Origin of the sequence: Chloracidobacterium sp. (genome assembly GCA_016720705.1) — a bacterium.
In the GTDB taxonomy this organism is placed as follows: domain Bacteria; phylum Acidobacteriota; class Blastocatellia; order Pyrinomonadales; family Pyrinomonadaceae; genus OLB17.
The window spans coordinates 1743842-1756097 of the sequence record JADKKB010000007.1 but is presented as its reverse complement, the minus strand read 5'-3'; the positions used below and the strand labels follow the sequence as shown (position 1 = coordinate 1756097).

At 54.0% G+C, this 12256-nt stretch carries 14 protein-coding genes; 1 reads left to right on the top strand and 13 read right to left on the bottom strand.

Annotated elements, in window-relative coordinates; all coding sequences use genetic code 11:
- The first annotated feature begins 46 nt into the window (after positions 1-46).
- Positions 47-1240 carry a HEAT repeat domain-containing protein gene (locus tag IPQ00_15055; GenBank protein ID MBL0241880.1) on the top strand — a complete coding sequence of 398 codons (1194 nt, stop codon included), beginning with the start codon at positions 47-49 and terminating at the stop codon, positions 1238-1240.
- Here IPQ00_15055 and IPQ00_15050 read toward each other — a convergent pair.
- From IPQ00_15050 to IPQ00_14990, 13 genes are all read right to left on the bottom strand, one after another.
- On the bottom strand, positions 1237-2505 hold the full coding sequence (locus IPQ00_15050; protein ID MBL0241879.1) for an amidohydrolase family protein: 1269 nt from the start codon (positions 2503-2505) through the stop codon (positions 1237-1239). The genes IPQ00_15055 and IPQ00_15050 overlap by 4 nt on opposite strands.
- A gap of 1 nt (position 2506) precedes the next feature.
- Positions 2507-3079: a transglycosylase SLT domain-containing protein gene (locus tag IPQ00_15045; GenBank protein ID MBL0241878.1), complete on the bottom strand. Its 573-nt coding sequence runs from the start codon at positions 3077-3079 to the stop codon at positions 2507-2509.
- Between the two features lie 81 nt (positions 3080-3160).
- Positions 3161-3370, bottom strand: a complete 210-nt coding sequence (locus IPQ00_15040) for a hypothetical protein (GenBank protein ID MBL0241877.1) — start codon at positions 3368-3370, stop codon at positions 3161-3163.
- Between the two features lie 18 nt (positions 3371-3388).
- Positions 3389-5779, bottom strand: coding sequence for an ATP-dependent Clp protease ATP-binding subunit (locus tag IPQ00_15035; protein MBL0241876.1), 2391 nt, complete (start codon positions 5777-5779; stop codon positions 3389-3391).
- A gap of 669 nt (positions 5780-6448) precedes the next feature.
- Positions 6449-7075 carry a ribonuclease HII gene (locus IPQ00_15030; GenBank protein MBL0241875.1) on the bottom strand — a complete coding sequence of 209 codons (627 nt, stop codon included), beginning with the start codon at positions 7073-7075 and terminating at the stop codon, positions 6449-6451.
- 76 nt (positions 7076-7151) lie between these two features.
- A complete protein-coding gene (rplS, locus tag IPQ00_15025) occupies positions 7152-7517 on the bottom strand; it encodes a 50S ribosomal protein L19 (protein MBL0241874.1) in 366 nt (121 codons plus the stop codon).
- Between the two features lie 35 nt (positions 7518-7552).
- Positions 7553-8266, bottom strand: a complete 714-nt coding sequence (trmD, locus tag IPQ00_15020) for a tRNA (guanosine(37)-N1)-methyltransferase TrmD (GenBank protein MBL0241873.1) — start codon at positions 8264-8266, stop codon at positions 7553-7555.
- Positions 8267-8779: a 16S rRNA processing protein RimM gene (gene rimM, locus IPQ00_15015; GenBank protein MBL0241872.1), complete on the bottom strand. Its 513-nt coding sequence runs from the start codon at positions 8777-8779 to the stop codon at positions 8267-8269.
- Between the two features lie 31 nt (positions 8780-8810).
- Positions 8811-9044: a KH domain-containing protein gene (locus IPQ00_15010; protein ID MBL0241871.1), complete on the bottom strand. Its 234-nt coding sequence runs from the start codon at positions 9042-9044 to the stop codon at positions 8811-8813.
- 68 nt (positions 9045-9112) lie between these two features.
- Positions 9113-9364 carry a 30S ribosomal protein S16 gene (gene rpsP / locus IPQ00_15005; GenBank protein MBL0241870.1) on the bottom strand — a complete coding sequence of 84 codons (252 nt, stop codon included), beginning with the start codon at positions 9362-9364 and terminating at the stop codon, positions 9113-9115.
- A gap of 64 nt (positions 9365-9428) precedes the next feature.
- The gene (ffh, locus tag IPQ00_15000; protein ID MBL0241869.1) at positions 9429-10928 is read right to left on the bottom strand and encodes a signal recognition particle protein; all 1500 of its coding nucleotides are present in this window, start codon (positions 10926-10928) and stop codon (positions 9429-9431) included.
- Positions 10929-11006: 78 nt separating this feature from the next.
- Positions 11007-12053 carry a glycosyltransferase family 9 protein gene (locus tag IPQ00_14995; protein MBL0241868.1) on the bottom strand — a complete coding sequence of 349 codons (1047 nt, stop codon included), beginning with the start codon at positions 12051-12053 and terminating at the stop codon, positions 11007-11009.
- Positions 12053-12229 carry a Trm112 family protein gene (locus tag IPQ00_14990; protein MBL0241867.1) on the bottom strand — a complete coding sequence of 59 codons (177 nt, stop codon included), beginning with the start codon at positions 12227-12229 and terminating at the stop codon, positions 12053-12055. The genes IPQ00_14995 and IPQ00_14990 overlap by 1 nt, the downstream gene beginning before the upstream one ends.
- Positions 12230-12256: the final 27 nt, after the last annotated feature.

The window sequence follows — 12256 nt, the reverse complement described above, 5'->3', positions numbered from 1 at the left end:
AATGTTCAATAGATCACTCCTACTAAATCTGTTTTTTTTATTGGCAGTGTTTTCCTGCCAAATACCTGGTCGAGCCCAGACGCTCGATCAGAGTGATGTACCTTTTGATCCAAACAATATCGAGGCCGTCCACTCCCGTTTTAGTGAACACCTACCACAACTTATGGGAATGATGTGGTCGCTAAGTCATAACTATTCCGATAAGTCTGCTGTTGATAAGGTAATTAACGACCTTACCGATTTTCTCACCGCAATCCGGTCTAACGATCAAGAAGCATTGACCAAGCTAGGTGGATTGAATGGTGTCAAGGACAGATTTGCTGCCTTTACAAAGTCAGATGATAGCGTAGTCAGGGGATTCTCCGCGGTGGTACTTGGCAGTTTCGGCGACAAGAAATATGTGCCGGCGATCGCAAACATTCTGGAGGGTGACTTTAAGTTCAAAGATGAGTTCGCTCAAATGACCGATGTGTCCAAGGGGCAAGCCGCCATCGCCCTGTCGATGCTTGGGGCCACTGAATACGAAAATAAGGTGTTGGAGCTTCTGAAAACCGGCAATGACTTTAATCGTGAAGGAGCAATAACCGCATTGATCGGCCTCGGTGGCCGAAAGCACGCAAAGGCGGTTGTCGATCTAATGCTGGATAAGAATGCTTATTCCCTAAACAAATTGGCGCCGCTTAATTTCCTGCTCGAAACCGGAGCGGCACCGGACTACAAACGAGAGTTGATCGCATTGATGCGCCAAAGTTTTGACAGTGAACAGCGGACCGCAATAATGTTCCTCTTTGTCCGGATAGATGCAAAAGACACAAAGCCTGAAATCGCAAAACTTCTCACTGTAGATTTTGTGAAAGGCGATGCCGCAAAGGCTCTGGCGATGATGGGAGCAACGGAATTCGAAGACAAGATCGCTCTTTTACTGTCGGATAAACGATCGCTGGTGAGAAAGGATGCGGCACTTGCTCTCGGCATACTAAAGTCAGTGAAATACGCCGGAGCTTTAGGTAAACTTCTATCAGCCAAAGAGGATTTTGTGCGGCTATACGCAGCGATCGCTCTGGTTATGATGGATGCAAAACCCTTTCTTTCGAAAGCAGTTCCTATTGTTGATCGTTTCAATCAGCAACGTGTCTTCTTGAATATGGGCGACTTTCACCCGTTTGTTGCCGACAGAGCGCAGACGTTGATAGATCGCTTTAATGCCCAGCTCGATACCGCAAAAGCAAACACCAACTAATAAACACGCCTTCCACTCACCATCGTCATCACGACATCTCGCGCGTTTGATGAAAATACGATCGCGGCGTGAATGTCGCTGACTGGTTGCTGAGCGTTGTTTTCGAGCGAAACGACAGCGATATCGGCCTGCTTGCTGACGTCGAGTGTGCCGATCAGGTGATCGAGGTTTAGGGCTTTGGCTCCGCCGACGGTGCCGGCCTCGAGAACGTCGCGGGCGCCGACGAATCGCTCCGAACCGTCGCGGTTGCGCGCCGACAGAGCGGCAAAGCGTGATTCTTCCAAAAGGTCGCAGACATTATTGCTCGCGACCGAATCGCTACCAAGCCCGACAGCGATCCCGGCATCGACAAACTGCTCGAACGGAGCGTAGCCGTGGCCGAATTTCGCGTTTGATTTCGGGCAATGAGCGATGCTTGCTCCGTTGGCCGCGATCCGCTCGATGTCGGTTGCAGATACCTTAACGCAATGGGCGAGCAGAGGCCGGGCGGACAGCACTCCGAGGCGTTCGAGATACTCGATCGGCGTGCAATGCGGACTGAACCATTCAACACCAAATTTCTCGTAGACATCGGTAAAAAAGCCGGTTCCGCGTGTTAGAAGCTCGATCTCGCTGGCAGATTCGGCGGCGTGGATCGTCAGCGGAATGCGATTGATAATGGAGTATTGAGCGATCAACTCAAAAAGTTGCGAGCTGACCGTATATGGCGCGTGCGGCGACAGGCCGACCTTTACGAGATCGGTCTCTTCGTCCTTAAGTAACTCAAATTTTGCCCCAAGCTCCTCAAAGTCATTTGCGGCCGTGCGGTTGTCCGGCGAAAACTCAGTTTCCTGATACACGATGCCTCGCAGGCCCGCGGCTTTCAGAGCCTTGACGCCCGCGTTGCCCATCCGCCCGATGTCTCCAAAGCAAGTCACGCCCGCACGCGAGCCTTCCAATGCTCCGGCCGAAGCAGATGCTTCGACGTCTTCATCCGTCCAACTCTCGCGGATCGAATTGAGTCGCAGCAGCCACGATCTGAAATCGTGTTCGACCTCGTCGAGTGCCCCGCGCATTGCGGTAATCTCAAGGTGCGAGTGGCAATTGACCATTCCGGGCATTATTGCCGCCGCACCATAGTCAATGATCTCGGCGTCCGGAAACTGCCCGACGATCTGCTCGCGATCGCCGACGGCAGCGATGCACTCGCCAACGATAGCGACCGCACCGTTGGTGATCGGCTCTGTCGAGATCGGCAAAACGTGATCGGCGGTGATGATCTTCATTCTATTTTTGTTTTGGCTGGGCTCGGTAACGTCCGAGTATCGAGGTGACGTACGACCGAGTGCTCGCGATAGCGATACGCGAGACAAAATCGCTTTCGGCCATCGTCATCGTGTCGGCATCGCGGGTCCATTCATCGACGCGGCTTGCTCCGGCATTATATGCCGCGAGCATCATCGCCGTTTCAGCCGGGCGTTCGCGGTATTTTTCACGGACCTTTTCCAGATACCAACAGCCGATCTGTATATTTCGTTCAGGGTCCGATAGTAGTTGGTTGACGTTCGACGCGGCTTGCTTTTCCATTTCCTTCAGGCCGGTTTCTTTGGCCCACTCCCGGGCGACGGTCGGCGTCACCTGCATCAGCCCGACCTCCTCGGCCGCACCCACTTTCCAAGCTCGAAAGTAAGTCTCCTCATAGATCACGCTCCAGACAAGCTTTTCGTCAATGCGGTAAACTCGGGCCTGTCGGCTGATCAGATCGTCGTAACGGTGAACCCAATATTCAGGAAAAAAGATGGCCGCCGAGCCGACAAGCACGATCAGGATAAAGATGAGCGAAATGAGGTAACGGAACATCCTTGGCGTATCGCGTAAGGCGGTCGTACGCTTACGCGATGTATTTAATCAATTCTGCGTTCGATCTACAATCCACGATCGTCATTTCCCCGAACGGGTCAATTCAGGCCCCGCGTCGGCGTTCATCTTGACAGAGCGGCCGGAATCGAGGCTTTTGCCTTTGCCTAGGTCGTGAGCTCTATCGCCGGTGCGCACCATTTCGGCAAAAAGCACGACGTCGTAATCCGCCTCCTGCGACATCTCCTGACGGATCTCGTGCAGTATCTCTACAAATTTTGCTCTCGGGTACATCTTTGGTCTTCGGGCCGCCTATGCTTTCTCCAATAACTCTGTCTCGGGCGACGGCACTAGCCGAAAAGCAAGTTTATCATTTTCGCAGTAAACTTCGACACGGCCGGAACCGTCCATTTGGCCTTGGATCAATGCTTCCGAAAGTTCGTCTTCGACGTATTTCTGGAGCGCCCGTTTCAGCGGCCTGGCACCGTACTTGCGGTCGGAGCAGGTCTTTTGTATAAGCCACGTTTTGGACTCTTCTGAGAGTCCGATGGTCAATTGTCGATCCTCGAGAATCTGGCCCAGTTTGGCTACCTGCAGATCGACGATCTGGCGCAGGTCGTCGTCGCCAAGTTCGTCAAAGATCACGATCTCATCGAGACGGTTGATAAATTCCGGTGCAAACGTCTGTTTGACCGCCGACATTACCTGCTCCTCGACCTGTTCGCGGGAGGTTGCCGCATTGGCCGTAAAGCCAAATGCCGCGTTTTTCTGAATGATGCGGGCACCCAGATTTGAGGTCATTATAAAAATAGCGTGTTTGCAATCTACCGCCTGCCCGAGTGCGTCGGTCAAAACGCCGTCCTCAAAGACCTGCAGCATCACGTTAAATACGTCCGGATGGGCCTTTTCGACCTCGTCAAACAGCACTACCGCGTATGGCGAACGCCGGAGCTTTTCGGTAAGTTGGCCGCCCTCTTCGTGGCCGACGTATCCCGGAGGCGACCCGATGAATTTTGACACCGAGTGCTTTTCCATAAACTCGCTCATATCGAAACGAATCAGAGCACGCTCGGAACCGAATAGATACTCAGCCAGCGTCCTCGCTACCTCGGTCTTGCCGACGCCCGTCGGCCCCAGGAATAGAAACGACCCGACCGGGCGACTCGGATTCTTAAGTCCCGCACGCGAACGCCGTATCGCCCTCGCAAGTGCCGATATCGCCGGCCGTTGCGAGATGATCCGTTCGTGCAAGGCTTTTTCGATATTTAGCAGCTTTTGAGCTTCGTCGGTCTTGATCGATGTGATCGGAATGCCGGTCCAGCGGGCGATCACTTCCTCGACGTCGTCGCGCGTCACTTCGACAGCGTAGAACGAATCTTCAAGGGTTCGGAGCTCGAGCGAGATCAGTTGGTCTTCGTTAGCGGCGGCGCGTTTCCAGTTTTCGACCGTCTCTTTCCACGACGGCTCACCGCGATTTTCCTGCTGATGCCGCAGTTTGGCTCTCGCTCCGGCTTCGTCAAGCACGTCGATCGCCTTGTCGGGCAGAAACCGGTCCGAAATGTAGCGATTCGATTGTTGGACAGCGGCGGCGAGTGCGTCCTTGGTGTAGCGTATCTGATGAAACGCCTCATAGCGTTCAACGATGCCCTCGATTATCCGGAGTGCGTCTGCCTCGCTCGCCGGCTCGACCTTGACGGCCTGAAAGCGGCGTTCGAGTGCTCGGTCCTTTTCGATCGATCTGCGATATTCGCCCGGCGTAGTTGCGCCGATACACTGTATCTCGCCGCGTGAAAGGGCGGGCTTGAGTATATTGGCGGCGTCGAGCGTGCCCTCGGCCGAACCGGCCCCGACCAGCGTGTGCAGTTCATCGATAAAGACGATATTCTCCGCGTTCTCCCTAAGCTCGGCCATTATCTTTTTAAGCCGTTCTTCAAATTGACCGCGGTATTTGGTACCGGCGACGACCAGCGAGAGATCGAGCGAGAGGATGCGTTTTTTCTCAAGAAATGTCGGCACCTGTCGATCGACGATGCGTTGGGCAAGGCCCTCGATGATCGCCGTTTTGCCGACGCCGGATTCGCCGATCAGGACCGGATTATTCTTGGTCCGGCGGCATAATATCTCGATCAGCCGCTCGATCTCAGCCTCGCGGCCGATGAGCGGATCCAGGCGGCCCTCGGTCGCTTCGTTGGTCAGATCGCGTGTAAATTCCGTCAGATTCGGCGTTTTCGAAGCGTCGGAACCGACCGCGGCCGCAGTGTGCGGCACGGTGCTCTGCCGCGACATCTCGTCCCTCACGTCCTGGAGCCGGAGCCCGTAGCCAAAGAGTATCTCGGCGGCGATCGAACGCTCCTCGCGGACCAACCCGAGCAAAAGGTGCTCAGGGCCAATGTGGCGGTTCTTAAGCTGCCGACTCTCCTCATTGGCGTAAAAGAGTATGCGTTTTGTGACCGGCGAAAGGTGCAGTTCGGCAGATTGCGGTATGCGGTCGCGCAGCACGATCCGCTCCTCGACATCGCGCCGGATCGTATCGACCGTCAGGGCGGTTCGAAACGGGAAAAAGCGTGAAGAAATGGTCTTATCCTCGCGCATTAGCCCGAGTAATATGTGCTCAGGTGCGATCACCTGAGAACCGTATTGCAGGGCTTCATAGCGAGCGAAAAAGATCACTCGCCGTGACCTCTCCGTATAGCGTTCGAACATAAAATTCTAATCGTCGGCTTTGCGGTTAACGATACTCATTATACCTAATTGCCGGAGGTTACGCGCCTAATTGTTTATTTTTATCACTACCGAGCTACCAAGACATAAAGTGATAAAGACCCCGAAAATCCAGAAACGGAGAGCAAAAATCTGGCTCTAATTAAACCTATGTCTTTCCTGGCCGCGATCGTATGGCACCTCGAACGGCAACGGGGCGACCTTAGCGATTTATAATCGCCGAGTGTCCCTAATTAGTTCAATTTAATTTGAAACAGTCGGTTTACACATTTTGTAACGCTAAGCCGTGCGTTTGCTGTGAGTTACGGACGAAAAGTGTCCCTAATTAATTTCGTGGTTTCAAACAATTTGGGACAGGCTAAATGCTCTGAATAAATAAGTTAACCTCCCAAAGTGTCCCTAATTAATTTCCTTCCCCTCAGCTTCATCGCAAAATGTGCTCGGAAATGCCGTAACCGATGTCTCTGTTGCATTTAGCGGCTTTATGCTTTTTCATATTACAATTATCTCATAAATATTGTGTATCGTACAGTATATTATCTATGCAACAATCAAATAGATCGGCTTCTGTCGTTGCGGATAAATATTAATTGCCCAAAATTCGCGGCTTTCGACGAGTTGGCTCGCGCGTTGACGGCAACGACGATATTTCTAGTCCTGTAGGACACCGCGAAATGATCTGCGATGAAGGTGACACGGGCCGTGTATGCGTAAGGCGGCAAAGTGGGTGACGGCTCCGTAGCCTTTGTGGCCGGCGAAGCCGTATTGGGGAAATTCGATGTCGTATGCCTTCATCAGATCGTCGCGGTAGGTTTTGGCGAGTATTGATGCGGCAGCGATCGAGGCCGAGATCGAGTCGCCCTTGATGATCGCCTTTTGCGGCAAATCGCTTTGTTTGAGATGGAGCGCGTCGATCAGAAGGTAATCGGCGGCGGGGACAAGTCCGGCGATCGCGAGCAGCATCGCTCGTTTTGTCGCCTCGAGGATGTTGATGCGATCGATCTCGTCCGCCTCGACCTGGCCGATCGCATAAGCGACGCAGGTTTGTTTGAGTTCGGCGGCGATGGTGTCGCGTTTTTTCTCGGTCAGCTTTTTCGAATCGTCGAGACCGGCGGGAAACGGCCTGGCGATGTCGAGGATGCACGCCGCAGCCACGACGGGGCCGGCAAGACATCCGCGGCCGACCTCGTCCACACCCGCGACGAAAAGGTGGCCTTCGCTGACGGCATTTTGCTCAAATGCGAGACCGATACCGTCGATAACGACATCGTCAAACAAAGAAACGCGGGAGTCGGACCCGTCTCTTACGAATGGATCCGAATTTCCCGCGTTATTCACTATTTATCTCTCCCGACTAGGCTTTCTTAGCCTTGCCGCGTGTATCGCGTTCCTTGATACGTGCTGCCTTACCACGCAGATCGCGAAGGTAATAGAGCTTGGCACGACGCACTTTACCGTGACGAATGACGTCGATGTGGTCGATCACCGTTGCGTGCAGCGGGAAGATACGCTCGACGCCGACGCCAAAGCTGATCTTGCGGACGGTCAGGGTCTCGCGGACGCCGCCGTGCTTGCGGGCGATGCAGATACCCTCAAACGCCTGAAGGCGCTCTTTATTGCCTTCCTTAATGCGTACGTGTACGCGAAGTGTATCGCCCGGCTGAAAAACCGGTACGGTCTCTTTCATCTGTGTCTTTTCGACGCTATCTAGTCTGTTCATTTTCTAATTCGGCCAGAGGTCAGCGGCAATGCCGCTCACATATCACCATTTTCTCCTGTTAAAAGATCAATACGATTTAGTCTCGTTTTTTCGAGCGCCTTAGCCCGGCGCCATTTTTCAATTTCGGCATGATTGCCGTTAAGTAAAACTTCGGGAACCGACATTCCCCTAAACTCGGCCGGCCGCGTGTAATGCGGGCAATCGAGCAAACCGTCGCTGAACGAGTCATTGGCGGCCGATGTATCACTGCCTAGTGCACCCGGCAAAAGCCTGACGATGCTGTCGGCGATGACGATCGCCGCGGGTTCGCCGCCCGAGAGCACATAGTCGCCGATGGACAACTCGTCCGTCACAAGCAGATCGTTGACGCGTTCGTCAACGCCCTCGTACCGTCCGCAGATCATCACGATGTGCTCCGCGGCATCGGCAAACTCCTTTGCCACAGCTTGCTTGAGTTGCCGGCCCTGAGGCGACAGCATCACGACGCGCGTCCCTTCGGGGTAAGCGTCACGATCGCTCGTTCCTATCAAATTTTCAATCGCGGCGAATATCGGTTCGGGTTTTAAGACCATCCCGTCGCCGCCGCCAAATGGCCGATCATCGACCATTTTGTGTTTATCGACCGCATACTCGCGGATATCGTGGACGTTTATCTCGACTATTCCGGCAAGCTTTGCCCGGCGAATAATGCCGAAATCAAAGGCTTGGCCAAAAAACTCTGGGAAAATTGTTAATACATCAATTTTCACCTAAAACTCCAGCAACCCGTCCGGCGGATCGATCCGGATCAACTTATTTTCAATATCGACCTCAGGACAGATCGTTTCGGCAAAAGGGATCAGATGATCTTTTTCAACGCCCTTGACCACCAATATCTCGGTAGCGCCGTTTCGCATCAGTTCGGTAACAACACCGATCTCGGTCCTGTCCAAGGTTTCAACACGACAGCCTTGCAGTTGCCAATCGTAAAACTCGCCGTCATCGAGCGTGACCGCCTCGGCCTCGGAGACGCATATCTCAACGCCCCGCAACGCCTCGGCCAACTCGATCGTCCCGTAACCCGCAAATCTCAGGATGACGCGGCCATTCTGAAACCAGAAATCGTCCAGGTTTAGCGACAGCATCGAGCCATCAGGCCTGACCGCAGTGACGCTCTCAAGGCCCTCGAACCGCTGCGGGAAATCGGTCAGCAGATCAGCGACCAACTCGCCCTTGAGGCCGCGGGTCTTGACGATCTTGGCTATGGTGACGAGTTCTTCCACGCGATTTCGACAAACTGAAGTTTGTCGGACGTTAGTCCTCGAGCAGGTCGAGCTGAAAGCGTTTTCCGTGCTTCTGCCCCGCCACAAAAAGTAAGCTGCGGATCGACTTGACGGTGCGGCCCTCACGGCCGATCACACGGCCCATATCGTGCTCTGCAACGCGAACCGCGATACGCACATTCTTACCGTCGCCGCTCTCAGCCACCTCGACCGCGTCGGGCGTGCCGACGAGCGATCTGATAATTCTTTCTACAGCTTCTTTCATTGTTTTACACCACTACGCCGCAGGGATCACAGAGGATCGCTCCTATCTGGACCTCCGCGTGACTGTGGTTAAGCCTCTTCCTGAGCCGGGTTGTTTTTGATCAAGCTCTTGACCGTATCGGTCGGCTGCGCTCCGACACCGATCCAATACTGGATACGTTCGTGATTGAGCTTAACCTCAGCCGGGTTGATCATCGGATTGTACGTGCCTACGTTTTCGAGGTATTTACCATCGCGCTTTGATCGCTTTTCCTTAACCACAAGGCGGTAGAAAGGTTTACCCTTCGCGCCCATTCTCATCAAACTAATTGCTAACATAATTTCTCCGTAACTGGTGAACTGCCGATCGTAGATCGCTTTATGCACGATCCACTATTTCGACCCACTATCTTTTTTTCTTGTGTCTTTTCTTCTTCTTAATGCGTTTTGCCAGCGAGTCGTTGGAATCGCCGTCATCCGAATGATCTATCGCCGAACCGCCGCCCAGCATCCCCAACGGATTTCCACCGCCGCCTAAAAGTCCGCCAAGACCGCCGGCGAGTCCACCGGCCATCTTTCGGCCCAAACCGCCGAGCAGGCCGCCGCGATTCATCTGGGCCATCATCTTTTTCATCTGCTCATACTGACGGAGCAGTTGATTGACCTCGGCAATGGTCGAGCCCGAACCGCCGGCGATACGCGTCTTACGGCTCGCATCGATCACCTTATGGTTATTGCGTTCGAGCCGCGTCATCGAATCGATGATCGCCTCGGTGCGTTTCATCTGATGGTCGACTACGGCCGATTGCTCATCGGTGATCTGCAGTCCGCCGGTCATCTGTTCCGGCAGCATCTTCATCAACTTGGACATCGATCCAAGCTTTTTGAACTGTCCCAGCTGATTACGAAAATCTTCGAGCGAAAACTGATTGCTCGTCATTTTTCGCAGCTGTTCCTGCGCTTCTTCTTCGTTGATCTTGCCCTGAACCTCTTCGATAAGGCTCAGAACGTCGCCCATCCCGAGTATTCGCTGAGCGATACGGTCAGGGTAAAAGGGCTCGATCGCGTCGTACTTTTCGCCGACACCGACAAACTTCACCGGTTGGCCGATGACCTGCTTGATCGACAGAGCAGCACCGCCGCGGGCGTCGCCGTCCATCTTGGTCAGAACAACGCCGGTGATGCCGACGCGTTCGTGAAAAACCTCCGCCGAGCGGACCGCGTCTTGCCCCGTCATCGCATCAGCGACAAACAGCACTTCGACGGGCTTGGTCTCGGCCTTGATCTGCTCGAGCTCGACCATCAGGTCGTCATCGATGTGCAGACGGCCGGCGGTATCGATCATCAGCGTGTCGAAACCAAATTCGACCGCGTGTGTGACCGCTCCGCGAACGATCGTCATCGGATCGTTTGTTTCCTTAGCCTCGTAAACCGCTACGCCGACAGCATTGGCGACAACCTTAAGCTGTTCGCGAGCCGCGGGACGATAGACGTCGACCGAGACGAGCAAGGGCTTACGCTCCTGATTGTCCGCGAGCCAGCGTGAGATCTTGCCGGTCGAGGTCGTTTTACCCGAACCCTGCAGTCCGACGATCATCACGACGTTCGGCGTGGCCTTGGTAAAAACAAGCCGCGAAGACGTGCCGCCCATCAGTTCGCTCAGTTCGTCATAGACGATCTTGACGACCTGTTCATGCGGTTTGAGGCCATTCCAGACCTCTTCGCCCTCGGCCTTTATGCGAACCGATTCTACAAAATCTTTAGCGACCTTATAGTTAACGTCCGCCTCAAGCAGAGCCATTCGGATCTCTTTGAGAGCAATATCTACATGTTCAGCCGACAGCTTGCCCGCACCGCGAAGATTTCGCAGTGTTAACTTAAGTTTGTCAGACAGCGATTCGAACATATAGACACACTTCGGCCACTAGAGTCGAAACTATAAATACTACGGGTTTGGGGCGGAAGTGTCAAGAAATACGGGCACTTAAAGCACCCTTTCAATGGCGGTAAATACTGCGGCGGGCGCGACGTCGAGGATGCATTTCGGCTCGCCAAAGACCTTACATTCATAACCGGCACAGGGTTGACAAGGCAGTTCGTGAAAGACGATCTCATTTGGCGCATCGGTCCACGGACGCCAGTGGTTGCGGTTGGATGAGCCAAATACCACAACACTCGGTGTACCGACCGCAGCAGCGATATGTGCGATGCCGCTGTCATTGCCGACAAATATTGCGGCTTTCGAGGCAAGCGCCGTGATCTCAGGCAGCGTCAGATCATCAAACACAGCTATCGGAACAGTGGACAGATCGACAAGTTTTTTTAAGATGTCTGACTCGTGCCGAGCCGCTACAGCGACTGTCCCGAGTCCGCGGTCGGCCAAAAATTCGGCGGTTTTGGCAAAACTCTCTGTCGCCCACTGCTTTGTCGCAAACGCCGCCGCCGGATGGATCAATGCAAATCGCGGTTCTTGGGCCAGCGATCGCTGCGTGGCTGAGGTAAATTTCGCCTGCAGCGTGAGAGTGGCCGCATCGGTTACGGTCAAACGACTTTTCGGCAGGTCTCCGACCGGGATACCGGCGAAGCCAAGGACAGCGAGCTGCTGTTCGGCGGAATGCATATCCGTGCGCCGCCAGAAATCCGCTGCCGATGAATAGATATGATTATAGAATCGCGGGTAACGGTAATGCGATAGTCCGATACGGTGCTTGGCACTCGATGCCCTTACAAAAATTGAGCTGGTCGTGCCTCCGTGCAGATTGATGGCGACGTCGTATTTGCGGTTGCGTAAGTATCCGGATGTCTTGAGTTTAGCGGCGTTGCCGCTTCCGACTGATACTACGTTCACGCCCTCAAAACCGTCGAGCACGGGTGCGACCCAATCTTCGAGCAATATGTCTATCTCGACATCGGGCAGGAATCGCCGCAGTGCGATCAAAGAGGGCGTAGCGAGAACGGTGTCGCCGATCGAACGCAGGCGGACGACCAGCACACGCCTGATGCCGCCCCAATCGATCTCGGGCCGGTTCATTATTTTTCGACCGTCGCTTCATCGACGAGCATCACGGGGATGTCGTCGCGAATTGGGTAAACCAATGAGCACTCAGGGTTTAGACACTTGAGTCGGGTTTGCTCGGCGTTGATCTCGAGTTCGGATTTACACTTTGGGCAGCGTAGTATCTCTAATAGTTCGGGGCTAACGGCCATATATTTTTTGCTCCAATAAGGACTAAT

What these genes read in the sequence shown, in the direction of transcription:
- IPQ00_15040 (MBL0241877.1), bottom strand. Translation starts at nt 3,370, where the DNA reads ATGTACCCGAGAGCAAAATTTGTAGAGATACTGCACGAGATCCGTCAG.
- IPQ00_14995 (MBL0241868.1), bottom strand. Translation starts at nt 12,053, where the DNA reads ATGAACCGGCCCGAGATCGATTGGGGCGGCATCAGGCGTGTGCTGGTC.
- IPQ00_15050 (MBL0241879.1), bottom strand. Translation starts at nt 2,505, where the DNA reads ATGAAGATCATCACCGCCGATCACGTTTTGCCGATCTCGACAGAGCCG.
- IPQ00_15010 (MBL0241871.1), bottom strand. Translation starts at nt 9,044, where the DNA reads ATGAAAGAAGCTGTAGAAAGAATTATCAGATCGCTCGTCGGCACGCCC.
- IPQ00_15045 (MBL0241878.1), bottom strand. Translation starts at nt 3,079, where the DNA reads ATGTTCCGTTACCTCATTTCGCTCATCTTTATCCTGATCGTGCTTGTC.
- ffh (MBL0241869.1), bottom strand. Translation starts at nt 10,928, where the DNA reads ATGTTCGAATCGCTGTCTGACAAACTTAAGTTAACACTGCGAAATCTT.
- IPQ00_14990 (MBL0241867.1), bottom strand. Translation starts at nt 12,229, where the DNA reads ATGGCCGTTAGCCCCGAACTATTAGAGATACTACGCTGCCCAAAGTGT.
- IPQ00_15035 (MBL0241876.1), bottom strand. Translation starts at nt 5,779, where the DNA reads ATGTTCGAACGCTATACGGAGAGGTCACGGCGAGTGATCTTTTTCGCT.
- rplS (MBL0241874.1), bottom strand. Translation starts at nt 7,517, where the DNA reads ATGAACAGACTAGATAGCGTCGAAAAGACACAGATGAAAGAGACCGTA.